Source organism: Pedobacter sp. TM02 (assembly GCF_059705275.1).
Window position 1 is genome coordinate 753,925 of sequence record NZ_AP046530.1, and the last position, 24,695, is coordinate 778,619.

24 protein-coding genes are annotated in these 24,695 nt (G+C 44.5%); 7 read left to right on the forward strand and 17 right to left on the reverse strand.

What is annotated here, in order from left to right; translation table 11 throughout:
• Positions 1–145: 145 nt before the first annotated feature.
• The 3 genes from AC6H1S_RS03290 to AC6H1S_RS03300 are packed head-to-tail and all read left to right on the forward strand — an operon-like array spanning position 146 to position 4,223.
• Positions 146–1,204 carry a glycoside hydrolase family 130 protein gene (locus AC6H1S_RS03290; RefSeq protein ID WP_497565093.1) on the forward strand — a complete coding sequence of 353 codons (1,059 nt, stop codon included), beginning with the start codon at positions 146–148 and terminating at the stop codon, positions 1,202–1,204.
• Positions 1,194–2,486, forward strand: coding sequence for an MFS transporter (locus AC6H1S_RS03295; protein ID WP_497565094.1), 1,293 nt, complete (start codon positions 1,194–1,196; stop codon positions 2,484–2,486). The genes AC6H1S_RS03290 and AC6H1S_RS03295 overlap by 11 nt, the downstream gene beginning before the upstream one ends.
• 27 nt (positions 2,487–2,513) lie before the next feature.
• Positions 2,514–4,223, forward strand: coding sequence for a hypothetical protein (locus tag AC6H1S_RS03300; RefSeq protein ID WP_497565095.1), 1,710 nt, complete (start codon positions 2,514–2,516; stop codon positions 4,221–4,223).
• 253 nt (positions 4,224–4,476) lie between these two features.
• Here the strand turns inward: AC6H1S_RS03300 and AC6H1S_RS03305 are convergent, their stop codons facing one another.
• From AC6H1S_RS03305 to AC6H1S_RS03340, 8 genes are all read right to left on the reverse strand, one after another.
• The gene (locus AC6H1S_RS03305) at positions 4,477–5,043 is read right to left on the reverse strand and encodes a DUF4256 domain-containing protein (RefSeq protein ID WP_497566017.1); all 567 of its coding nucleotides are present in this window, start codon (positions 5,041–5,043) and stop codon (positions 4,477–4,479) included.
• A gap of 34 nt (positions 5,044–5,077) precedes the next feature.
• Positions 5,078–5,656 (reverse strand): YdeI/OmpD-associated family protein, encoded by a 579-nt coding sequence (locus AC6H1S_RS03310; protein ID WP_497565096.1) that lies wholly within the window; start codon positions 5,654–5,656, stop codon positions 5,078–5,080.
• 1 nt (position 5,657) lies between these two features.
• Positions 5,658–6,158, reverse strand: a complete 501-nt coding sequence (locus tag AC6H1S_RS03315; protein WP_497565097.1) for a hypothetical protein — start codon at positions 6,156–6,158, stop codon at positions 5,658–5,660.
• Positions 6,159–6,195: 37 nt separating this feature from the next.
• Positions 6,196–6,573, reverse strand: a complete 378-nt coding sequence (locus tag AC6H1S_RS03320) for a DoxX family protein (RefSeq protein ID WP_497565098.1) — start codon at positions 6,571–6,573, stop codon at positions 6,196–6,198.
• Between the two features lie 6 nt (positions 6,574–6,579).
• The gene (locus tag AC6H1S_RS03325) at positions 6,580–7,047 is read right to left on the reverse strand and encodes an SRPBCC family protein (RefSeq protein ID WP_497565099.1); all 468 of its coding nucleotides are present in this window, start codon (positions 7,045–7,047) and stop codon (positions 6,580–6,582) included.
• Between the two features lie 6 nt (positions 7,048–7,053).
• The gene (locus AC6H1S_RS03330) at positions 7,054–7,377 is read right to left on the reverse strand and encodes an ArsR/SmtB family transcription factor (protein ID WP_497565100.1); all 324 of its coding nucleotides are present in this window, start codon (positions 7,375–7,377) and stop codon (positions 7,054–7,056) included.
• Positions 7,378–7,454: 77 nt separating this feature from the next.
• Positions 7,455–9,017 carry an FAD-dependent monooxygenase gene (locus tag AC6H1S_RS03335; protein WP_497565101.1) on the reverse strand — a complete coding sequence of 521 codons (1,563 nt, stop codon included), beginning with the start codon at positions 9,015–9,017 and terminating at the stop codon, positions 7,455–7,457.
• Positions 9,018–9,057: 40 nt separating this feature from the next.
• Complete coding sequence (locus AC6H1S_RS03340) at positions 9,058–9,873, reverse strand: helix-turn-helix domain-containing protein (protein WP_497565102.1); 816 nt, start codon at positions 9,871–9,873, stop codon at positions 9,058–9,060.
• Positions 9,874–10,186: 313 nt separating this feature from the next.
• Between AC6H1S_RS03340 and AC6H1S_RS03345 the strand changes: the two genes are divergently transcribed.
• A complete protein-coding gene (locus tag AC6H1S_RS03345; RefSeq protein ID WP_199139001.1) occupies positions 10,187–10,600 on the forward strand; it encodes a VOC family protein in 414 nt (137 codons plus the stop codon).
• A 205-nt stretch (positions 10,601–10,805) separates the two neighbouring features.
• Positions 10,806–11,300, forward strand: a complete 495-nt coding sequence (locus AC6H1S_RS03350; RefSeq protein WP_199139000.1) for a glycosyl-4,4'-diaponeurosporenoate acyltransferase CrtO family protein — start codon at positions 10,806–10,808, stop codon at positions 11,298–11,300.
• 404 nt (positions 11,301–11,704) lie between these two features.
• Here AC6H1S_RS03350 and AC6H1S_RS03355 read toward each other — a convergent pair whose 3' ends face one another.
• From AC6H1S_RS03355 to AC6H1S_RS03375, 5 genes are all read right to left on the reverse strand, one after another.
• Entirely contained in the window at positions 11,705–12,436 is a 732-nt protein-coding gene (locus AC6H1S_RS03355; RefSeq protein ID WP_497565103.1) for a YoaK family protein, read from the reverse strand.
• 783 nt (positions 12,437–13,219) lie between these two features.
• A complete protein-coding gene (locus AC6H1S_RS03360) occupies positions 13,220–14,128 on the reverse strand; it encodes a hypothetical protein (RefSeq protein ID WP_497565104.1) in 909 nt (302 codons plus the stop codon).
• 1,136 nt (positions 14,129–15,264) lie between these two features.
• Positions 15,265–15,870, reverse strand: coding sequence for an AbiV family abortive infection protein (locus AC6H1S_RS03365; protein WP_497565106.1), 606 nt, complete (start codon positions 15,868–15,870; stop codon positions 15,265–15,267).
• A gap of 155 nt (positions 15,871–16,025) precedes the next feature.
• The gene (locus tag AC6H1S_RS03370) at positions 16,026–16,823 is read right to left on the reverse strand and encodes a hypothetical protein (protein ID WP_497565107.1); all 798 of its coding nucleotides are present in this window, start codon (positions 16,821–16,823) and stop codon (positions 16,026–16,028) included.
• 174 nt (positions 16,824–16,997) lie between these two features.
• The gene (locus tag AC6H1S_RS03375; RefSeq protein ID WP_497565108.1) at positions 16,998–17,495 is read right to left on the reverse strand and encodes a hypothetical protein; all 498 of its coding nucleotides are present in this window, start codon (positions 17,493–17,495) and stop codon (positions 16,998–17,000) included.
• A 45-nt stretch (positions 17,496–17,540) separates the two neighbouring features.
• On the opposite strand from AC6H1S_RS03375, the gene AC6H1S_RS03380 reads away from it, so the two are divergent.
• Together AC6H1S_RS03380 and AC6H1S_RS03385 are read left to right on the forward strand one after the other, a co-directional pair.
• A complete protein-coding gene (locus AC6H1S_RS03380; RefSeq protein ID WP_497565109.1) occupies positions 17,541–17,867 on the forward strand; it encodes an ImmA/IrrE family metallo-endopeptidase in 327 nt (108 codons plus the stop codon).
• A gap of 128 nt (positions 17,868–17,995) precedes the next feature.
• Positions 17,996–18,154 (forward strand): hypothetical protein, encoded by a 159-nt coding sequence (locus tag AC6H1S_RS03385; RefSeq protein ID WP_497565110.1) that lies wholly within the window; start codon positions 17,996–17,998, stop codon positions 18,152–18,154.
• Here AC6H1S_RS03385 and AC6H1S_RS03390 read toward each other — a convergent pair.
• From AC6H1S_RS03390 to AC6H1S_RS03405, 4 genes are all read right to left on the reverse strand, one after another.
• Positions 18,141–18,731 (reverse strand): DUF416 family protein, encoded by a 591-nt coding sequence (locus tag AC6H1S_RS03390; RefSeq protein WP_497565111.1) that lies wholly within the window; start codon positions 18,729–18,731, stop codon positions 18,141–18,143. The two genes, AC6H1S_RS03385 and AC6H1S_RS03390, sit on opposite strands and share 14 nt — an antisense overlap.
• Before the next feature lie 31 nt (positions 18,732–18,762).
• Positions 18,763–20,538: an RHS repeat domain-containing protein gene (locus tag AC6H1S_RS03395; RefSeq protein WP_497565112.1), complete on the reverse strand. Its 1,776-nt coding sequence runs from the start codon at positions 20,536–20,538 to the stop codon at positions 18,763–18,765.
• Between the two features lie 409 nt (positions 20,539–20,947).
• Entirely contained in the window at positions 20,948–21,403 is a 456-nt protein-coding gene (locus tag AC6H1S_RS03400; protein ID WP_497565114.1) for a hypothetical protein, read from the reverse strand.
• A gap of 83 nt (positions 21,404–21,486) precedes the next feature.
• Positions 21,487–24,693, reverse strand: coding sequence for a DUF6443 domain-containing protein (locus tag AC6H1S_RS03405; RefSeq protein ID WP_497565115.1), 3,207 nt, complete (start codon positions 24,691–24,693; stop codon positions 21,487–21,489).
• Positions 24,694–24,695 lie beyond the last annotated feature (2 nt).

Below are 24,695 nucleotides of genomic sequence, written 5' to 3' on the forward strand. Positions count from 1 at the left end.
GACGATTGACGGGTTACGGTCTCAGATTGATGCGCATTCATTCAATCGTAACTCGTCAATCTAAATCGTCACTAAAATAACGGCTATGGCATTGGGGGCTTTTAAGCATTCCAGGCTAAAAATCGTTAATCTAAAACCCAAAATCATGAAAGATCTTGCCCAACGTTTTGCTCAAAATCCGTTATTGGCACCAGCCGATTTAAAGCCCAGTACGGCAGGCCTGGAAATTACCTGTTTGCTCAATCCGGGTGTATTTACCTTCGAAGGCAAAACCTGGCTCATTGTGCGCGTAGCCGAAAGACCGGCGCAACAAGCGGGAATGATTTCCTTTCCGGTGCTTACGGGTACGGGAATAGAAATCATAGAAATCGAAGAAAACCACCCCGAACTCATTGCCACCGATCCAAGGGTAATCAACTACCAGTTGGCCGACTATTTAACCACGCTTTCGCACCTGCGCCTGCTTTGCAGCGAAGATGGTATTAATTTTTACGAACCCGAAGGCTATCCCTTGCTGCAGGGCGAAGGCGAAGATGAGGCTTTCGGCATAGAAGACTGTCGGGTGGCAAAAATTGGCGATACCTATTACCTCACTTTTACTTCCGTATCGGGGCATGGGGTGGCCGTGGGCATGCGGACTACCAAAGATTGGAAAACCTTCGAAAAGCACGGACTGATTTTGCCACCGCACAATAAAGACTGCGCCATTTTCGAAGAAAAAATCAATGGCAAATATTATGCTTTGCATCGTCCGAGCAGTGTTGACTTGGGGGGCAATTACATTTGGATTGCCGAATCTGAAAACGGTACGCATTGGGGTAAACATAAATGCCTGATCAAAACCCGCAAAGGCAGTTGGGATAGCGCTAGGGTGGGCGCAGGGGCTGCCCCGATCAAAACCGAAAAAGGCTGGCTCGAAATCTACCACGGCGCCAATGAAAAACACCAATACTGTTTGGGCGCCTTTTTAATGGACCTTAACGATCCCTATCAAGTTATTGCCCAAAATGCCGAACCCATAATGAGGCCTTTGGAAGAATACGAACTGAAAGGTTTTTTCGGGCATGTGGTTTTTACCAACGGCCACACTGTAAAAGGTGATGAGCTTACGGTTTACTATGGCGCGGCCGACGAATTTGTATGCGCTGCCCAATTTTCAATTCAAGAAATCTTATCCACTTTAACGTATAACCATGCTGAGTAAACTTAAGGCCGAACTTTCGCATTTTCGCAAGCAGTCGTATAATTTTAGGGTGCTTACGTTAACCAACCTCATTTATAGCATTGTACTGCCTGTAATTGATATTTTTGTAGCCGCATATGTAATGCGGAGCTCTAACGACCCTACCAAGGTGGTTATTTATCAGCTAACCATTTATACGGGTATTCCCATAACCTTTTTCCTGAATGGATTCTTGCTGAGCAGGGTATCGATCAAAACCCTATACGCTTTAGGCATGATGCTCAGCGGCGTATCGATGATGGTGATGATGTCGCTTACCACGCTCGACAACACAGGCATTGGCATTGCCGGCCTGATTATGGGCATGTCTTTCGGTTTTTATTGGGCCAACCGCGATTTTCTGGCCCTGGCCATTACCAACGATAGCAACCGTAATTATTACTATGGCCTCGAAACCTTTTTCTATACCATTATTGCCGTGGTAGTACCGGTGCTTATTGGCTGGTTTATTGAGCTATATGCCGGCAACGGCAATGTGCATATGGCCTACAAAATTGTAACCGGTGCTGTGTTTGTAGTAACCATCTTTGCTTCTTTGATGTGTTTTAGAGGTAATTTTAACAACCCTACCCATAAAAAATTCGTGTATTTCAAATTCGATCCCTACTGGTACAAGCTTTTACGCTTGGCCTCGCTAAAAGGCTTGGTACAAGGATTTTTGGTCACCGCTCCGGCCATGCTTATTATGCGTTTGGTAGGCAAGGAAGGAGCCTTGGGCACGGCGCAGTCGGTAGGGGCTGTTATTGCTGCGGTTGCCATGTACATTATTGGCAGAAATACTTCACCAAAACATCGTTTATATGTATTTGGTGCAGGTTTAGGCCTATTTGCTTTGGCTGCGGTTATCAATGGGGTATTGTTTAGCAGTTTGGGCGTGATTTTGTTTATGCTTTTCTTGCTGCTGGCCAAACCGTTGCTCGATTTAGCTTATTTCCCAATCCAGTTTAGCGTAATCGATATCCTCACCAAAAAAGAAAAGAGAAGCGAATTTGCCTATATCCTGAACCACGAAGCGGGTTTGTATGTTGGCCGTTTAGCCGGAGCCGGCATGTTCTTGCTCATTGCTTATTGGGTATCGGTAGAAGCCGCCCTGCGTTATGCCATTATTATTGTGGCCATTGTGCAGCTTGCCTCTTACTGGGTAGCCAAAGATATTGTAAGGCAAGGCAAGATCGAAAATATAGACGATGCCCCGCCATTGAGCACCGAAGAACCAACCATTACCAATCCCTTAGCCAATTAAAGCCGTTCAATTTTTATTTTTACTGTCATGAAACATTCTTTTAAGCTATTTATTGTCCTTTTCTTGCTTACGGCCCTCGGCGCTGGGGCACAGGTGAAACAAATTGAACTGAAACGAGTTAACGAAATGGCTAACGTGCCCCAGCCTTTGCAGGTAATAGATTGGAAGGCCATGGCTGCCAAATTTGACCAAACCGTTTACGATTTTAAAGCTAAGGAACAATATTGGCCAATGGTTTGGATAGACAATACACGCAAAAATTTTGACCAGCCCACCTTGGGTATGTATACCGCAATGGCCGATGTAAGGCAGGGCACCAACAACAAAGGCATGTTTCATGAGGCGGTAGCCAACATGGGAGCTGTATTGGGGGCCAGTTTGGTGGGTATCGACAAAAGTAAACAGGAGTACAATTACGTGGCGATGCTGAAAAACTATTTCAACCGCGATACCAAATGGAATATCATGATGAACAACACGGCACCCGAAGTAGCTTTGCTCGGTGGTGGTTATGGTCGCGATTGGTGGTACGATGTTTGGCCCAATGTGCTTTTTTATGCCATTGTAGAAAAATATCCGCATGAAAAGGATTTCGATTGGATGGCCAAAAGCATTGCCGATAAATTTTACAAAGCCGATTCGATACTGAACGGCAATTACGATTATTCCTTCTTCGATTATGGACAGCTCAAGCCCATGAAAAACCAAATTTGTGCACAACCCGATGCTGCGGCAGGCCATGCCTATGTGCTGTACAGTGCCTGGAAAAAATTTGGCGATAAGAAATACCTCAAAGGGGCCATCAGTGCGATGAAAGCCTTAGAAGCCCAGCCCATCAATCCAACCTATGAGTTGCTGATGCCTTTTGGCGCTTATTTGGCAGCGCGCATGAATGCCGAGGTAGGTACCCATTTTGATGTAGCTAAAATGCTGAGCTGGACGTTTGATGGGACTGCGGTTTGCCGTGAGGGCTGGGGCGTACTAACCGGCAATTGGAATGGCTATGATATTTCGGGTATTGTTGGCAGTACGGTTGACCATGGTGGTTATGGCTTTTTGATGAATACTTTCGATATGGCCTGGCCCATAGTGCCTTTGGTGCGTTACGATCCGCAATATGCCAATGCCATTGGCAAATGGATGCTCAATGCCGCCAATGCCTCGAGGCTGTTTTATCCGCAATACATGCCGGCCCAGCACCAAACCTTGCCTCAATATGCCCAGTTAACCAAAGGAGTAATTGCCTACGAAGGCATGGCCAAGGCTTCTACCTTCGATACCTTGTATACACAATTGAAAGCCCCGGTGGCCCAAGGCGACGGGCCAAAATGGGTGCCCGGAAAAAATCCGGATGTATCGCAATTCAGTGTTTACGGCAGCGGACATGTAGGCATTTTTGGAAGCATTATCCAGCCTACAAATGTGGCCGGGATTTTGAAACTCGATGTATTGGCTACAGATTTTTATCGCAATAAAGCCTATCCAAGCTATTTGGTGTACAATCCTTTTAATGTGGCTCGGAGTATAAATTATGTGATCAGCTCAAAAGGCAAAAGAGATCTTTATGATGCCGTGAGCCAAAAATTCTTGGCCAGAAATGTAAGCGGTAAGGTTGGAATCAATATCACTGCGCAAAACTCGGTGCTGCTTGTGGAAGTACCAGCCGGTGCCAAGTTAATGCGAAGCCCTAAAGGTTATTTGGCCAACAATGTGGTAATCGATTACCTGAAAAAATAGTAGGTTTCAATTTAAATTGGTTGGGATGCCTTGAGCATCGGTTTTGCAATAGGAAGTGGATTAAAAATCTGCAGCTAGGGCAGTCGAGCAGGCATTTCCCAATTAACAGCGGATTTACTTCGCCAACCCTTTAACAGCTACAGGGCTAAGACGCTCAGGATGTGCCCTCGATCTTAATTGATGCACATGCCATTAGTCAGATAGGCAAGAAATCTGCTATTTGAGGTCTACTCTAAATCGTGTTTTTGCTCAACTAAACCCTCAGCGAGCCCCTAAAACCACGTGCGGCATAATAAGATTCGGCACCGTTGTGGTATAGAAAAACAGTATTGTAGCGTCGGTCGCAAAAAAGCGCACCTCCCAGTCTTCTCACTTCCGGAGTGGTTAATACCCAGCTTGAGGTTTTGGTGTCGAAATTGCCCAATTGCTGCAGTTCCCGGTACTGTGTTTCTGTTAAAATTTCAATGCCCATGTCTTTGGCCATTTCAATGGCACTGTTGGCCGGTTTATGTTCTTTCCGAGCTTCCAGGGCTTCGTGGTCGTAGCAAATGCTCCTGCGTCCCTTCGGGCTTTCTGTCGAACAATCAAAAAAAATGTATTCATCGGTCTTCTGGTCATAATCCACTACATCAGGCTCACCGCCGGTGCTTTCCATTTCGTCGAGTACCCAAAGTTTAGTTGGATCAGCTTCTAATTTGGCTTGCACCTTGGCCCATTCGAGGCCTTTATGGCGGTTTGCATTTTTCTCGAAGCGCTCTTTTAAAAGGCTGAGCAATTCTTCGTTTTGTTGAGGAGATAGGCTCTTTTTATTGCTTTTCATATCATTAATCGGTTGATTTTTGTCGTTTTTCATTCTAGTCGTTTAAGTCCTTACCGTTCAAAATTTGCGGAATGCATTTGTCTACCCGCGATGTACGGGTTTGCGATTGTTTGGGCGAAGAAAAATGCAAAAGGTACGCCCTTTGTCGACCAGGCGTTAAAGCCTCAAAAGCCTTTTTTAAGGCAGGAATTGAATCCAGCTTATGCTGGAATTCTGCGGCAACCTTAAATTCGGTTGTCTTTTTAAGCTCCACTTTCAGGCCGGCTTTTTCCACCTCAATGGCTTCGTGGATATAGGCTTTCAAGGTAGCTTCCTGATCTAATATCTCTATGATATTGGTAAAGCGGATTTGACGCGCCGCCTGTACGTTGGCGGTTTGTTGGATCAAGATATGATTGGGGTCGCTGAGCAAGGCACCTTTAAAAAAGAGAAATGCACAGTACTCCTTAAAATCATGGATCAGTACAATGTTGTTTTCTTGATGAGTATAACAAGGACAGCCCCATTTCAATTCTTCAACTAAACCACAGTCGAGCGCGATTGATCTCAGACGTTCCACTTCTTCCTGCCAATTTTTGTTCTTATTGAAATAAAAGTCAACTTTAGGATTCATGTCAATTCGTTTTAAAGTGGGCTAAGGTATCATCAATCAAATATTCAATCTCTAAAAAGCCATTGGCTAATTTCAGGATATCACCCTCCATGTTTTCTAAAGCTAATTTTAACCAGCCCTCCATTAAGGTGAGCGGTCCGAAATCAACGCTTACATTTGGCCATTTATGTTCGAAATTTGTAAAGCTAGTCCTAAAAAGTTCTGCAAATTTTCTGCTTTGGATCTTATAACCCTGCAAATGCCTTAGTTTAAAAGCATGGATATTGTACAGGATTTTTTGTTCTTCAATGGCCTCTTTGTTGATCCACACAGAAAAGAAAATTCTCGATTGGGCTGTTAATGGCTCTTGAAACGGACTTGCCCACGATTTTTTATACAATTTTAAAAAAAACGAATCCAAGACCTCGCCAACTGCTACTTCCAGCTGTTTTTCGTGAATCCTTTTTGGGTCAAGCTGTTCGGTGGCTTTTTTAAATTTGTTCAAGTATTCAACAGCATCCATTTGATGTAAATTAAGAAACAGGATTTAAAATTAAAAGCTAGGTCAACGCTGGTCTTCTATCGGCGGGCCTGAAATACCACGACACTAAAGTGAGCATCAATAAAAGCAGGGCGGGAAATATTTTGCTAAGCGGATTGCCTGCCGCAATATGTGAAAATATAGCTCCCGACATCGCAAAGAAAAAACCGGCATAGGCCCATTCTTTCAATAAGGGGGATTTAGGAGTAAGGATAGCCACCGCACCCCATATTTTCCAAATGCCCAATAAAGTAAGCAAATAAAGCGGATAGCCCAAATGGCTAATGTTGGCAACCTCGTCTTTCGATCTGAGCAGCTGTACGATGCCAGTGGAGGTCATGCCTAAAGCCAACCAAAGCGTGGCCACCCAATAAATGATTTTGTTTCTTTTCTTCATGGCCGGTTAGTTGAGTTGACCAACAACCTCCTGTAATCGGTTGTGCGCCATGTTAATGCCTTGTTTAAAAGGTAGCTTGAGCATGTTGTCTCTCAGTTCAACCGATCGGTAAACTACATGCATGGTAAGCTTGCTGGTTTGTTCAGTCAGTTTTTCAAACTCCAAAAACTCCAGCTGTACATCAAAGGGCGTATTTTCCATTTCGAAGGTTCGCGTAATTTTTTGGTCAGGCACAAAATCGTGGATGGTGCCATTGGCCCTAAATACCACGTTTCCATTTTTGTCGCTGGTTTCGAAACGGTAGCTGCCATGTTTTTTATTGTCGAGCTGCAGTACCTTGGTACCCATCCACTGTGCTACAATTTCGGGTTCTTCATAAGCTTTAAAGAGCAATTGAAGGGGAAGGTCGAACTCGCGGGTAATGGTGAGCTCCTGTTTGCCTTCCTGGGCATCTATTTTTGTTTTGAGTTCCATATGCTTCTATTTTTGGGCTTGATAGTTTTTCATGATGCTTTCCAGTTTGTTGAAGCGATCGTCCCACATTTGGCGGAAGGGTTCGATAAAATCGGCTACTTCTTTCATTTTTTGGGCATTGATGTGATAGTGGATTTCCCTGCCGTTTGGTGTTTGTTGCAGCAAGGCGCATTCGGTCAAGATTTGGAGGTGTTTGGAAACCGTTGGCCGGGCGGTATCGAAATTGGCGGCTATGGCGCCTGCAGTCATCGATTGCGAGGCTACCAAGAGCAGGATGGCTCTTCTGGTCGGATCGGCTATGGCTTGGAATACATCTCTTCGTAAATTCATTATGTAGCTATTTGACTACAAATATAAATGTAGTTATTTGACTACGCAATTTTTTCTGAAAAAACTTCGCGAATGATTTATTGCTCGGTTCCCGAATGGCTCATAAACCACTTGGCAATGGCCTTTTTAAGCTCATTCCCATCTGGCTCGCCTTCGCAGGCCCAGGCAATAAAACCATCTGGACGAACCAATACGGCGTTTAGACCAAGCCGGTTTTTTGCTTGATGTGAAATATATTTTAATTGTTTGCTGTATGGAAGTGCCAAGGCTTTTAGCGAAGTGTTGTCTGCAAAGTCGAGCAATATGCCTTGGCCATCGTGCATAAAATCGCCAATAGTGGTGCCGTCTTCAAATTCAAAATTCGGAACACTGTAGCCCGTAAGCGGGTGGTTGCCATTAAGTTCATAGTGCGTAAAAATGCCCCAAATCCTGCTGGCAAAATAAGTAGCGCCATCTGGTGTGGCAATGAGATCGCGCATAATGGCATGTAGCGCGCGCGAAGCCGGGTTTGGGTTCATGATGGCCACCTGCGCCCGCGACCAGTCCAGTACCTGTGCGCCTATTGGATGCCGTTCGGCCTCATAAGTATCTAATAAGTCTTCAGGCGCTCTATTGTGAAGGGTGGCAGCCAGTTTCCAGCCCAGGTTCATGGCATCGCCAAGCCCAAGGTTAAGTCCTTGCCCACCTAAGGGCGAGTGGATATGGGCCGCGTCGCCAGCTAAAAATACCCGTCCGTTGCGATAGGTTTTAGCCTGTCTGGCCCGGTCTGTCCATGTAGTGGCCGTATGCAAAGCACTAATGGTTACATCGGTATCCGATATCCGGCGTAGCGCTGTTTGTATGTGTGCTAAAGTAGGGGCTTGCCCCGAGTTGTGGAACGCGCCGCCATCAAAGTCTTGGAGCAGCAAATAGCCAGGTTGCGATTGCATGTACATCCCTCTTGCAGTCATGATGCGGCCCGTTTGGAGTTTTTCTGGGTCAACAAGATCTATTTTGGTCGAATAACCGGTAAATTCGGGCTCGGTACCCTCAAATTCGAAGCCGCCAGCTTTACGCACCACGCTTCGGCTACCATCGCAGCCTACCAGCCATTTGCCTTTAAAAGACTGTTGGTTGCTACATACCGTTACTGCGTTGTCGGTTTGTTCGAAACCGGTAATTGCCTGATCGTGTTTAATTGTTACGCCCAAAGTTGTTGCACGCTTTGCCAGTACGGTTTCGATTTCCTGCATCTCGGTGATTAGACTGGTTGGTGTAGCGCTTGGCAGGCGATATTTCCAACTTGAGCTATGGATGTTGCCTTCGGCTAATGGAATACCCGCAAAATGTCCGACCTGTCTATGCTTGCCCCCTTTGGCGTTTTGGTGGGGATTTTTGAGTTGTTTATGGAGTTCCAAGGCATCAAAAAGGCCACGACGGTAAAAGGCTTCAATGGTTGGAGCCGAAAGGCCGCGGATGCCAAAAGGGAGCTGCTTTAAAGGCGACTGGTTATTTGCGGTTTTTTCGAGAATCAGGACCGAGCATTTGGCCAGGGCCAGTTCGCAGGCTAAAAAAAGACCTACAGGCCCCGCACCGGCAATAACGACATCGTAAATGGCTTGGTTTTTTATAGATTTATGGTCTTGTCGTGTTGTTTTCATGTTGAATGATTGAAACACAAAATTCGACAATGTTTAAGGGCTAGGCTTGTACAAATGCGACAAAATCGCCGCTTATGGCTTGTTTGCCTTGTTTGGCTTTTTTGGCGAATGCCGCTGGCGTAGTGCCCGTAAAGCGTTTGAATTCCCTGCTGAGGTGGGATTGGTCGGTGTAGCCCAGCTCATGGGCCAAGCCGGCAAGATTCGAATCTGGAAGGTGCCACAAACGGTTTCGCACCTGCTCGAAACGGATGAGCGCCGAAACATCTTTAACCGTGTGACCGGCAGCCTGCTTAAATTTTCTTTCCAAGGTACGCACCGTGGCATGGGCTTCGGCAGCTACCTTACCCACAGACATGGCGCCATTGGCTTTCCTTATGGCCATGCCGGCTTTTGCAAGCGTATGGTCAACAGCAATCTGTTGCCGCATAGCTAAGCAATATTGAATCAGCGTAAAAATTGCTTCATCAATTTGGCCGGTTTTTACCTGTTTGGCCAATGTGGCTTGGATATCAGCTATCGGATGCTCAAACAAGTGTACACCCTGTTTGCGCGATGGCAAACCGAGCAAGTCGAATACAGTCCATGGAAAACATCGGATGCCAATAATTTCCAAAGGACCATCCGTGTAAAAGATAATAGGCTGATTGAGCAAGCCCATGACGAATGGCGAGGGTAAACGCTGCAGATTTCTAGGATAAGCTTGGTAGAGGTTGCCAAAGTAGAAGATAATTTCGGCATAGCCGTCGGGAACTACTTCAAAACTCGATTCGGCCGTTTCAAATGTTCTTTTATTGTGCCAAAAGCACTTGATAGTGTCGCGTAAGGCTGCTGGAGCTTCAAACTCTTGGTGCTGCATGTGGAAAGATAGCAATTTTGGGAAATATCCCAGGCGTGTTGAAGGTGTGCAATGGCTTAGAGTAGGCGATGCTGTCGATGTGGTGCTGATTGAGGCGAACCGTAAGGTTGGCTCTTGTTTGTAACGTTGCTTAGCTCAATATCTCTTTTTTTGGCTGAAAATAACGGGCATTCACTTTTCATGTATCAAGCAACTATTGCTTGAGGCAATCGAAGGTTGTACGAGTCGCAATTAGCCCCTTAACTTGTCCCTTTTGCACGCTTGAAGGTAGACGGTATTGCCGTAGTTTTGGATAAACTAAATCAAAGCAATTATGGCAACTCAAATTTTTGTAAACCTATCGGTTAAAGACCTCAACAAATCCGTGGAGTTTTTTACCAAACTGGGCTATACTTTTAATCCGCAATTTACCGACGAGAAAGCGACCTGCATGGTCATCAGCGATACCATTTACGTGATGTTGCTTACCGTGCCTTTTTTCCAGACTTTTACCAAAAAAGAAATTGTTGATGCGCATAAAGCAATAGAATGTTCCATCGCACTTTCGGCCGACAGCAAGGAAGCTGTTAACGAAATGGTAGACAAGGCCGTGGCCGCCGGAGCCACCGTGCCTAACCCGGCCAGCGATTATGGCTTTATGTACCAGCACAGTTTTGAAGACCTCGATGGCCACCATTGGGAATTTGTATGGATGAATCCCGATGGCATGCCTGAACATCAAAGCTAGGAGCTTGATTTAAGCTCGACCACGTCCTGCATCAAATAATGGACGTTCACTGAAAATCAAAAAGACCAACCTTTACCCAGGTTGGTCTTTTTGATCATTGTCATGTAGGGTTTCTATAAACAACAGGGCAGGACCTAAAAATCAGAAGCGTGCTTAGAAACAAAATGGACCAATCTCCTTACATTTGCCTCCATTAAAATAAGCTATGGTTCTCAAGTATTTTACGTTCAGTCTATCCATCGCCTTCATCTCTTGGATTATCGGCATTATGGCCAACGCGCTTTTGGTCAGCACCCAATTTTACAAAACACGATTAACGAACCTCTTTTTGATCAGGAACGAATGGCTGGGAAGGATGATTGGCCTTGACGCATTCAGGTGGATTGTCCAAAATTCGTTCTTCAAATACTTCAACCCGAAGCTTTCCATGAAAAAGAGGATCAGGCCAAGCGAATTGGATTCCTTGCGCCAGGAGATGACAGTGGCAGAAATCGGGCACCTGTGCGGGTTTCTGTTTGTGCTGCCGTTTGTAGGGGCAAAGCTCTTCAAGGGCGATTGGCTATTCGCTTTGATCATGATGTTAGTGAATATCCTGATGAACCTTTATCCTTTGCTGCTGCAACAAGACAATAAAAGGCGGATCGATCGGTTCAGGGAAAAAATCCGTTCAAAACAGCCGAAGCAACAGGTAAGGGCTTAGCCGTTAACAAACAAAAAGGTTTTTACGTTTAACCTGTATATTTCAGCGAAAGTATCCGCTTCGCTTCGTTCCAAACTGTTTAGCCCCATCAGGAAAAGAATTATTGCCAGCGATAGGGCGGCTTTCAATGTCGCCGACCAGATGGAAGATCTTACGCCGCACGCCCAACTGTCAAAGGAAGTAAATATGGAGGCGGGATTAAAAATGGCAAACTTAACGGTGAAGCAAGGTTACCGACAAGTTCGGAAATTAAGTGTTAGGCATATGGAAAGACAACAAATTGGTCAAGCACATTTATGGCAGTACCCACCAGTTTCGCGAAAAGAATATGCCTTATGATGAACTCTAATTGTTGTTGCTTTGATATGGTGATTTGTAGAATTTAAAGGTTGCCAGATATGAAATTACGGTTTTTTATCGTGCTGGGAACTCAATAGCCGACGCAATTTGACCCGCAGGTAATCATAGAACAGCGCGATGAATAACAACCCCGTTGGTATGTAAAAAGCGCTGAAAGACATGTTGTTGAAGCAAAGTGCACCGGCGACAGCACCGGCCAGGAAGGATATAATAATGGAAATACGCAACAGGATACGACGCTTGAGTGTGGCTTCCGGTTTAAATCCCGAAATGGCTAAAGCGGAGAGATCAATTCCAAGGTCTGTGAACATCCCTGTTAGGTGCGTAGTACGCACAACCGAACCCGAGATCATCGAAACTAATGCATTCTGCATGCCCATTGCGAACAATAAGCTTCCTGCGAAGTACTCGGTTTCAGGAAGGGTTTGTTGATAATGTGGCCCATAGAGCGCAACAAAGCCTACGATGAGCATAATTACAATGATCGGTGCAGAATATGCAGCAGCTTGATTTCGTCCATTCCGGCCTATATGCCATCCTGAGCAAAATGCACCTGCCAGAAAAAGAAACAACCAAAGGACAACCATCCGTGCCGAACGCCAGTGTTCTTCTGCCAGGTTAACCGCCAATAAAGCTGCATGACCGGTTACATTAGTGGTCAGGACAGCAAATGCTATAAACCCTGCAGCATTGATAAATCCTGCGTTCAGGCAGAGCAATATAGCTAAACGCAGGTTATGGGTAAAACTTCTTTTATGGCCTATATGACGCAACATATACAAAAGTTCAGCATTATTCAATTATATAATCATTGCCCTTGTGACATTGCTGTTATTGAGCATCTGATAAATCTATAAAACAGTTGTCGTATTGTTAAAAAAGCACGATATATAAATCCATTTTTGGACTGATTTTATCGATCCCGCCATTTGCATAATTTTTAAATGCGATATTTTAAATATGCTGGACTAATACAACTTTAATTCCAGTCGTTTCTTTTTTACAAAGAAGTTTTCGTTTCGGCAAAACTAAGTAAAAAAGAAATCTCCAATAGGTTCATTTATCAACACGATATTCCAATGGAATGGCTAAAGTGAGCCATCTGGTTAAAGAATCTTATTTGATCAATAATCAGGGATGTTTTAGGACATGCTGATGCCAGTATAGTTATGCACATTTTGATATGGTGAAGTGCATTGCTCATGATCATTGCCATAGTGGTAAAAATATACTTCGGACCTATTCATTTTGCGTGGGAAAATTTATGGTCTGCAATGATGAAACGTACAATATGCCATGATCGGATGTCATAAATATTTCAACGCAATACAGATGGTGGCTAAGCTATAACATAACATTTAAAGAATATGTCGATCGTTCAAGGATAAGACCCCTGTGCCAGACCATTCGCCAAGGTGGTCAGGGACGCGGAATCGACCAGCATACACCCTTTTACCCCTCTTCGTCAAAAACAATCCTACAGCTAATAGTCTTATGATCTAAATTTTACAAGATATTCCAGTATTGGCCAGATAGTGTCAATTGAATTGGTTTATCCATTATTGTATCAATATCCAATTGACTTTATCTGGAATCGAGTCAAGTTTCTTTTTTATAGCATCTCTTACTGTAGCTGGGGTGTTGTCTTGCACCCATTCCTTAATCACCTTGCCCTCTTTATAAACAACGAATCCCTTGTATACCTTACCCGAATGTTCAATAAATACCATTTTCTCAAATAAGAAAGAACTTCGTGATTTAAGTTTTATGAACAGAGATGAATTTTTAAATTCATATTGATGAGGATCATGTATTGAAGTTCCAGGTGACATTTGATTTTCATTTAAAACGGACAGATTAGCTATCTCAAAATCTATTCTATTCAAGTATGGTTTATCCGGGTTACCCGAATCGATAAACTTAGATTTAAGGTAATCCCAGTCAAACACATTTATAGTTATGTCGTATAGTGGTAGGTCGCCCTCGTTCATAATTTCAAAATAATATTTAAGGGGTACATTGGAATCAGATGATCCTAATGTTTTTGTAACCAGTAACGGATATCCTTTACCTCCAGTAAGATGATCGCTTATATATTCGGATTTTTCAACTAGCTTATCGCTAAGTTCAAGAATCTTTATACTCTGAGCTGCAATCTTAGCATCTCTTCGTTCCAAATCGGACTTAAGCTTATCGTTTTGCTTTTTCAGATTTCCAGCTATATTCAATTGCAAGGTGGTATTGTTAAGCGTTTTATTGCCCAGATCTTTCAGTTCTTGAGTGTTTTGGGAGGATCGATCATTTTGCAAAAGAGTTCCCCAAGCAGTAACTACTGCGGCAACTATTGCGAGGCCAGCCCCGATGAAAATGATATGTAAAGGTTTTAATTCTAGCTTTTTAATTATTAAAATTGCTAATGCTAAGAATGCTGCCAAGATGGCAACAATTATGTAAAGATGCTTATTCATTGAGAGGATTAAATATTGTTAGTAAGATACGGTTTATTTTCATTCAGTTTTAACCTCTGTGTTGTCCTGCGTAGTAGTTCTTTTAAAATTGACTCTTGGTTTTCATCTATTGCAATCAACTTTTCGACCAGTATTTGTTCTTCTATCTCTAAGATACCTGTCGTTCTTATTTTAACCTTGTAAAGGAATGTATTTTGCTATCACTTGATGAAATGTTAAGCGCTCAAAAAAGAAGAAAATTCGTGAAAGCATTCAAAAAGAAATTAATGCAATTTCATCTGGTGGAAAATCAGTATAATTCTGATACTCACTGGAGAAAGGCGTTGAGCTGGCAAACCATTATGGTATTTAACAGTTACTGATATTGTTAATTGGGATTATCATGTGCTAATTTTATGAAAACAAGAGAGAAAAGAAGAAGCTATACCCCAGAAGAGGTTGTTAATATCTATAAGAAGCACGGTTCTGTAATTTCGTTATCGCAAGCCAAGTTAGTTTTGGACTTCTTGAAAGGACTTTCACGTTTAACTATCGAACAAATATGAAGAGGGGAAGTTAATATCGAACGGATATTGTGTGTCTGTTTGGTTGTAATTGCTTGTTATTAGGCGGTTATTTGCTTGTTTTCTTAGAGGAAGTGATATTTTTTAAAATTTTCCTGCTTGAGGTGACTTGAGCAGGGTTGAACTAGTTAACTCGTTGATTTATTGCGCTTTATTAGTTTTTTAAAAGAAATAGGCCTTGAAGATTGTTTCAAGGCCTATTCGTGCTCAAGTAGCCTGGGCAATAGAAGTATCGAACCTTTTTATAGAAGATTTAGTGAAATTGACATACTGCTTTGCACCCTAAAAGTTCTTTTAATCTATTTATGCATATTGAAATAAACTTCGTGAATCGTCGGATACGGAGATCTGATTTTGAACTGGCGTTCTTGTGCTAACTTCTCGATAAAGCTTTTGGTAGGCGCAAGATATACCTGCTCGACGCTGGCCCTTTGCTGCTCAAAAAGTTCGTTGTTGTTTTGTTCGCCCATATACGCTTAAAAATATGACTATTATTGGACGTCCGCTAATGGAATGGTTTGAAAAAGCATAATCAATTCATTCGGGATAGATTGCAAAAATTTATCGATACTCTTAAATGTACTTTAAATCATTGGCGTTTAATGACCAGCTCAGATCAAGTAGTTCAAAAATATAGGTAGTATGCGCTTCACTTTCTTCATAGTGCTCTTTTGTAACTATTGTCGTTGGTTGCCATCCTTTGTTATACCCTACATAAAAACCATTATTCTTTTTATCGTTCGCGTCAGCCCACCATTGGTCCATGTTCCCTATGGGGCGGAGCAATGAATTGAGGCTTTTCATGGCATCATCAATCGTTGCTTTGCTTTTGGCTAATTTGATAAGCTGGCTGGCCATAATTAGCAAATCCGGAAGACCTTTAACCTTTGCAACATCCAACATCATTTTTAAACCCTGTTTATGCTTAGCACCATGTTTGTGAAAAAACGGCTTAATAGAAGATATATCTAACGTTGTCCCAGAGAATCTCAGGATCATAAGTATAGCTTTAATAGCTTCCTCAGCCCCCAGAATAAGGTGCGAGTTGGCTATGCCAAATATTTCCTTTTCTGCCATAAGCCTGGCACAGAGCCGATGCTCCTCTGCACTCTTTCGACAGTGTAGAAAGCCTTCGTAAAGACCCTTTTTGGTAAGCTGGCCAAATGTAATGTCGTCCATATAAATAATGTTGTCGTTTTATTTTATTCGTGCATGCCTCTCCCATTCCTTTAAAAAATGGATGGGCAGCATGCGTATTTTGCAGAGGCAGGCAAGATTGCGCTCTGCCTTGGAAGGCATTACCGGATTTTCTGGCAACATTACTTTCGGCAACCTCAATCGAAAATCATCAGATCCCACTTCTTCACCAGGTTCCATTGGCTGCCCTGCTTTACAAAATAGAATTCTGTCGATCCGTTCGAATAACTGCACTGCAGAACCGCTTTATCTTTGTTTAAATTGAAAACCACGCGATCGATATAAAAGTCGTAGCGGACGATGTATTCCCTGCCTCCAGCCAAAAGCGTGCGGCTTGGATTGTTAGGGGCCAGCTTTGTCTGCAAAAAGGCGCTCCTGTCTCCATATGAACGGTCTGGTTTACCGGTCAGATAGCTGTTGCCACGCAGGAATGCGTTGAACTGATCAATATACACCTTTGGTAATTTCAAAGCCATCATGCCATTGGCGTAGCCTACAGATACGTCGGCAGGATTTGCAACATTTTCCTGCTTGTGGATATTGGAAAAATTATAAAATCCAAAACCTCCCGGCACCATCGTAAGCAGTCCATAATCCTCATTCATCATCATTTCTGATTTCCTGACGCTATCGACATCGATGTTTTCAACCAGTGCGCACAACAGATCGGGCTGGATAATAAAATATTTGTCCCTAACCGTCTCCCTGCGCTTCGCGTATTCCGATTTCACATGCTGATCCAGGAAACCGGCTATGATTGCGCTTAAATCAGACCTGAATTCGCTTTGGGGATTGCCGTAGGTGCCACCGCTTATCCTCTTCAGGTACTGTTCATATTCCGCACTGTTTTTTGCGCCAAACATCCTTTTTAGCTCGCTTTGTGCAAACAGGTTATTGCTCAAAGAAACCAACATCAAAAAAACTAATAATCTCATATTCATAATTTAATCGAGTTGGAAAAACTACAAGCTATTGACCCCTCTTCGCCAAAAATGATCCAATAGCTAATCAGGTGGTAACCAAGCTATTTTGTGACGTCCCGAAATTGGCCGGAAGGGGTCAATCAAATTGTTTTTTCCACACTACCTACATTACCCATTCCGCAAAAGCTACTTCATATTTATAATGTATGAAAAAACTCTAAATGTATTTGAAAAAAATACATTTAGTTCGCAGGTTATTTCCTGATCTTCTGTATCAAAGATGATATCTACCATTCCTTTATATCCTATCTTGCAACTTTTACAATTCAATTTATAGCCTGCTTTCCACTTCGAACCAGCAAGATTTTTTTCGACAAAACGATTAATATTGTTTAAGCTTTGTCTTTCATCAGGCACATTCAGTTTCAAATTACCTGACTTATCCAATGAGAAGCTATATTGGAAAACTAGACTTACGGTATCTTTCTCTAGGTTCCTAAATATATCTTTTAACAAGTCTGATTTTTTAAGATTTTCCCGAAATTTCAGACTATCTAAAAATATAGGTGGTGCAGTTACTAGCTTTATTGGCTTTTGCAAAACAACAGGTTTTCTGTTTTCTTGGGCTCTTAAGCATGTTCCTAGAACAAAGTTTAAGAACAATATAATTATTAATCTATACATCTATTTAACGACAGTTATTGGCGGGTCAGTTCTTGAAAATGTTATATGACCATAATTACTTATTGCTCCACCCGGCGCTGCATCGAGAACAATCATCAATGTTCATGGACAAGGGTTTCAATGCAATTTTCAGGAGTGCACATTCTGTGCCTTTCCGAACATACACAAATTTTGAAACGAGAGGCAAATACATTTGCCGCATATATTGTTATGCCGGATCATCTGCTTAAAGAAGCTATCGAAAAAATTGATTTTGATTTGGGAAGCGAAGATGATATCAAAAACCTGGCGAAGATTTTTGATGTTTCCTCACAGGCCCATGTACTATCGCATTTTAAATTCAGGCCTATTAAGATTTGGCTAGATTCCTAAAAGCTCTTTTTTTGTGTGTACGCTTCTCCAAATATTATTCTTATTCCAATATTGGAAAATAGTTTGATATTGAACAGGCCCAAGCCAATTCCCTTTGGTCCATAATATTCGATAACTTGGCCTAAAAAATGGAAGAACTGATTAAAGTTGGGATTTGGATTCGCGTATCCACCGACATGCAGGTCAAGGACGAAAGTCCTGAACACCACGAATTACGTGCTAGGCTGGAAAAACCACAAACGATTGCATTATCAGCTTTAATTCCGCCAATTATTAAATATCTATAATCGGCAAACCCTGATTTAGATTCCGTATTAACTCTTCACTCATATCGCTATCTTTCAATATTTTGAGCATATCTGCTATTGAGGCCTGCCTATTCATTTCTCGCAGCATCAAAGGGTCGTTTGAAACTTTGTCATCCATTCCTCTTATGTTCATGTCAAGGTTATCTCTATTAACAATATACATATAAACAGTATCCCTGGCATAAACTGCGACATCTATAATATGTTCCATATCCTGATCAATCATAAAATTTAACGAACTATAAACAGCGGTACACGCATCCAAAGCTGGCGACACCCAACTGTCTGAAAAGTCTTCTGTATCCGGTGTTGCCAAGTCAACCGCTTTGGTGTAATGATGTATTTCCGATAGACTAAGCGGATTGCTTCTGAACAATGATTGGTACATTGCTGCTATTGCCTCAAGCAATGCATTTGGATTTCCCCAATTACATCGCTTCTGGAAATATAGATAATTGGGATAGAGTTTTTCACAAGTCAACAAGGCAAACAACAATTTCTTTTCGTAAGTCAACGATGTCAGCTTCTCTTTTATTTCATTTTCAAAGACTTCCATAATATTTATCCAAAATTACAAATAAGTTTATTTACTTCGAGGGCTTAACAGGTTTGTATGGAGTAACAGCAACTACTCCATTTGCCTGAATTTGCAATGCACAGTTGAAGCATATCGGTCTGCTAGCTCCGATGTTAGTGACCGTCATATTATTTGCCTTTGCATAATTCATAACGGTGACTTCGGCATGACCTATACCTGAAGCAGCAACTTCTCCGGGTTTTAATGCTTTTATCTGTTGAGCTCTTAGGTTTACTTCACTAGAACCAACAATAGTAACAGGATTTCCTGCGGCATCCGTAGCACTGCCTACTGCAATTGTTGTTCTTCTTTGTGTTGCTGGAGAAACTTCTGCATGTATTTCTGCCGCTCTAATTCCAAGATCGGGCTCATGTATACTAGCTTTTCCTCCTCGTCCACCTATCGGAGGGTCTAATGCTGATAGGATGGCAAATCCAAGGTTAACTTTATCTCCTGCCGTTAGTTTCTCTTTTGAGAAGATTGCATTATCAATGGTATTAAACCCAAGGCCATCTAATAACTTATATGTAAAGTCTACTATGGCTGCTTTTCTTGGAGAATAAAGGCGTTGGTCTGCTCTTGATTGTCGAATAATTCCAACCTGATCTCCATCCGGATCCTCTTTTGGCAAAAAAGAGAGTTTTTGATCTTTCTCTGGTGGATCAGGCAACCTTCCATCCGGATCGGTAAGCATGATGGGGTTATTAAACACATAGATATAAGGCGAGGTGCTCTCTTGCCCTACCTCGACTAAAGGATCTACCACGTTCCACCTTCCAATTATCGGATCATAGAACCTCGCCCCGTAGTCGTAAGCCTCCAGCTCCTGCTGCAGCTCCTTGCCGTTGTACAGGTACTTGTTGTTCAGCGATACGGGGCTCCCTGCCGACTTCCTCAGGCCGAACGGGTAGTAGTTGTCCTCCTGCAGCCTGCGCACCGCACCGCCGTAGATGTCGAAGGTGTAGCGTACGTTGCCAAGGTGGTCCGTCAGGTTGTAGCGGTAGCTGTAGGTGCCCCCGTTGTTCTGGGCAGTGCCTGTTTCCGTCTGGATGAAATCTATGGAGCCGTTGGTATACTGGATGCCGTCTATATAGTCCGTAACGGTTCCGCTGACAGTGTTCGCCTTCCTCAGCTTGGCGCCCGTGGCGTCGTATAGGTAGGCCAGCCCGATGCCCCCGCCCGACACCGTTGCCGGCAGGTTCAGCTGGTTGTACGAAAGGCTTACCGAAGTCCTCGAAAGCCCCACCGTGGCCGTGGTGGCGTTGCCGTTGCCGTCGTAGGCGTAGGTTCCCGTAGCCATGCTGCCTCCGCTTACGCTGTTCAGCTGGTTGCCCGTATAGCCATAGGTACCCGTGCTGCCGTCCCTGGTCAGCGTGGCGATGTTGCCCATTACGTCGTAGGTAAGGCTTTCGCTCATGCCGATGCTCGAGTTGCTGCCGCTGGCCAGCCTGTTCAGCTTGTCGTAGCCGTAAACAAAACTGTTCGGGAAAGAGCTTGCCGAGCCCCACAGCTGGTTGGAGATGTTGCCGTTGTACTGGGGCATGGTACCGTCTTCATATTTTAACGCCATGCTGAATTCTCCGCTGGTTGAGCCTTTCAGCCAGCCCCGCTCGTTGTAGGTATAGGCCGTGGCCTGAAGGCCGTTGGCCAGCTTCTTTTGCTTCAGCTGGCCGATCTCGTTGTAGAGCATCTCGCTCAGCACCACCTCGCCCTGGCTGTTGATGTTCTCTTTGGCCAGCACCCTGCGCCCCATGTGGTCGTAGGCATAGGCATTGGCAATGGACACCGAAGTACCCGGCTTGGCGTGGGCGCTGACCGAGCCGGTCAGCTCGCCCGCAAAGTTCTAGATGTTCACCGCCCGGTCCGAACAGCCCTTCGTATAAAGCAGAAAGGAACATTCGCCGATATTTTCAATGGCCAGATAGCCCTGGTCTTTTCGAGGCCGGCGGAGCTTAATATCGAGCTCATTGCCAAGGTCGATGAGTCCCTGGAGGGACCTAAGATTTTTGAATATTGTTTTCCCGAGAATGAAACAGGGCAATTCCTGGACCTGCGGGACTTATAATTGATGAAGCTACCGAATGAAAGTTACAGTAAAGATACCGGCATCCCCGAAAGGCATTATAACACTTTTGAACAGTCTGTAAGCAAAAGGAGTTCCGCAACCAATGCAGAACTCCTTTTAAATTGCACGGTTATTCATATCTTTTAATTACTTTCCGGCCTTTAATATCCCCTGGCCATATTTCAATTTTATAAAATTCATTTTTCTTGTCATTGTCTTCAAGGCCTGATGAATAAATACGAACCCGATAATCTCCAGGTTTGATATTGATTTCTAGTATTACCTTATTTTCAGTGCAGTTTTTTATTTGTAATGTTCCTGAATGCAAAGTAATTGACCCTTCAACTATATGGTCATATAGGGAAGGATCAAAATTGATTGTCTCACTGGATAAAACATCAATTTCTCCTTTGGCATGGTCATAGCTTTCAATACCGACGCCCATAATGTCATGTGCTATGGCAAGTCTATCCATAAAGGATTCCGTGTTCCAAAAATTAGCCATACCAATTTCTTCCTTTGTTGTCTTATCACCAATATAGAACTGTGAATAATCAGTTCTAAAATCAAATTTATACTTACTCATTGTTACTCTGTTTTTATATATATTGCATGAAATGCAACATAAAATAAAGAAAATATTTATGTATTTCAATTTGTTAACCATTATTAAGGAGTTACTAAAATACCACATCCACCACACTCCCAAGTTCCAACACCAACAATTACCTTATAAATAACATAAAGCGTTGCTAATACCGTTGCCCCGGTAGCCACTTTCTTTGTTGTTTCCTTAGATGACTCAGGAAGTAAAAATGGATTAGGATTTGGAACTGGTTCTTTTTGTGGGTCATTGTTTGGAAGGGGAACAACTAAAAACGCATCACCTCTTTGAAGTTTACTATATAGTGTTTTAAGTTGTGCACCTTGTATAGCATTTTCCATGCCAGGGACATAAGCTACTACAGCACCTAGACCTCCCTCTCTCGTAGATGCATATGGATATTCATCTCTTTGAAGCTGTCGGCTTTCCGGTGGGTAACCCTTTAGGGCTTCTTCTCTTCTACCTTTCAAAGGATCATAATGTAGTGTTGATGGTTTACCCCTTTTTAATGCGTTTATTGTGTTTTTAAAGATATTGGGCGTCAAAGCTTCACTTACAAAATGTATCCCTTTTATTTCTCCTGTCTCCCTAACTTGATTTTGTACAGAAGCAAAAAGCAATTGTGCATCTTCTCCATTTAAATAAACTCCATTTGGAATGGCTTTTATTTCTCTCCCATCAATATCTATAAATCGAATGGGATTATTGATTGCATAATTGTACGGGTTCCATTTTTTGAATTTTTCCGCCAATGGGTCTACAGCATTCCACCTTCCAATTATCGGATCATAGAACCTGGCGCCAAAATCGTACTGCTCAAGTTCCTCCTGCAATTCCTTGCCATTGTACAGGCTCTTGTTTTCCAGCGATACGGGACTTCCTGCCGATCTGCGTAGCCCGAAGGGGTAGTAGTTGTCCTCTTGGAGCCTACGCACAGCTCCTCCATAAGTATCGAAAACGTAGCGAACGTTTCCAAGGTGGTCCGCCAGGTGGTAGCGGTAGCTGTAGGTGTCCCCATTGTTCTGGGCAATGCCCACTTCGGTCTGGATGAAGTCTATGATTCCATTGGTGTAATGTATGCCGTCCACGTAGTCGGTTACCGTACCATTTGCACTGTTCGTTTTTCTCAGCTTGTTGCCGGTGGCGTCATAGAGATAGGCCAGACCGATGCCCCCGCCCGATACCGTGGCCGGCAGGTTCAGCTGGTTGTACGATAGGCTCACCGAAGTCCTCGAAGGCCCTACCGTGGCCGTGGTCGCGTTTCCGTTGCCGTCGTAGGCATAGGCGCCCGTGGCCATGCTGCCTCCGCTGACGCTGTTCAGCTGGTTGCCCGTATAGCTGTAGTTGCCTGTGCTGCCGTCCCTGGTCAGCGTGGCGATGTTGCCCATGGCATCGTACGTGAGGATTTCGCTCATGCCGATGCTCGAGTTGCTCCCGCTGGCCAGCCTGTTCAGCTTGTCATAGCCGTACGCAAAACTGTTCGGGAATGTGCCCGCCGAGCCCCATAGCTGGTTCGAGATGTTGCCGTTGTACTGCGGAACGGTGCCGTCCTCGTATTTCAGTTGCATGTCGAACTGCGGAGAGAGGTTGCTTCTGAGCCAGCCCCGCTCGTTGTAGGCATAGCCGGTAGTCTGCAGGCCGTTTGCCAGTTTCTTCTCCCTCAGCTGGCCGATCTCGTTGTACAGCATCTCGCTCAGCACCACTTCGCCCTGGCTGTTGATGTTTTCTTTGGTTTGAGACTTGCGTCCCATATGGTCGTAGGCGTAGGCATTGGCAATAGACACCGTAGTCCCTGGCTTGGTATGGGTGCGCACCGTGCCCGTCAACTCACCAGCAAAGTTCCAGGTATTATCCACAACATCGGCTCCGCCAAGATGGTTTTGGCTCTTCGACTGCACAAGCCTACCCTCCACATCGTAATAGTTGGCAGAAAGTATCATACTACCGGTCCCGAATATGTTCACCTTGGCACCGGTAGCCAGTCCAATAGTTCGCCCAATTCCGGCTTGCGAAGCCACGGGCAGGCCAAAACTGTTGCCATAAAAACCGTAATCGTCGTAATAACTGATAGTAAGGCTGTTCGTTATATCTGTCAAGGGCAAGGCTGTATTGGTGTAACCTGTTCCACTACCATTGGAGTTTACATCGTCTCTTGCTTCCCAGAAAACCGTCTGACTATCCATTCCGCTTTGCCACATTGTCCTAGTAGAAGTGCTCCCTAAGATCCCTGTTATGATTGGCCTTTCTAACGCGTCATACTTAACAAAGGACCACTGGCCGTTGTTCCTTTGCACGCTGTCCTGGGTCAGCACCAACTGATTGAGCCTGTTGTATACAAGGTATTCCCATCCCTTGCCCGGGATCTTCTTTTCGACCAGCCTCTTGCGGCCGTCGTAGTGGTAGCCGTAGACGTAGTTTTTGAACACGGCATCGGCCTCGGTAAAGCTGGCGGCCGTTACAGCCGGGGGAACCACGTAGGCCAGGCTGCCGTAGGCGTCGTAGACGTAGTAGGTGTCAAGCGCCGTGCCTTCGGTTTCCCATACCCGCTTCAGCACCACCCGGCCTTCGGTATCCCTGTACTCTTCGCTGGTACCGGCCTTTCCGCTGCTCCAGTTCTCGTCTTTGGCAATGCTCTTGTAGAGCGTGCCCGCAGGGTAGTTAGCCGACGCGGAGGCCCCGGAGGGATTGACCCGCCAGAGTTTTACGGCGTCGGACGCCGCATTGATGGCATAGCCGGGCCTTGCGGTATGGCCAGAATTAGGTATAGCTCCATTATAGGGCTGCCATGCCGCGCCCGGGGCGCCCTGCTCCAGCACCCTGCCCAAAGGCGAGGGCTCCATCACCGAAATGCTATACGGATAGGGGGTCTTGGCCACATTGGCGTCCCAGCCCGTCGAAACACCGTAGAAGCCCGCCTGGTTCGCGACGGCGCCCGTTTTATAGGCTCCATCGCTTGCCGTCTGCTCGGCATAGGGCAGGTATTTTTTGGTCTCGCGGCCAAAGGCGTCGTACTCGGTTACCTGTACCAGGTCCCGCTGCAGGGGGCTGGCCTTCCACTGCACCGTCTGGACGGGCCTTCCCAGCCCGTCAAGGTACTGCACGGTGCGGTTCGCCTGCCCCACGGGCAGGCCTGTGAGCATGGAGGCATCGGTTTTGCCGGCCACCCTGACGATGGTTTCCATCGTGTAGTTTTTGTCGCCGCTGGGGCTCTGGGCAAGGCCCCTGAGCGCGCCAAGCAGGAGTATGCTGAGGAATAGATATCTTGTTTTCATGG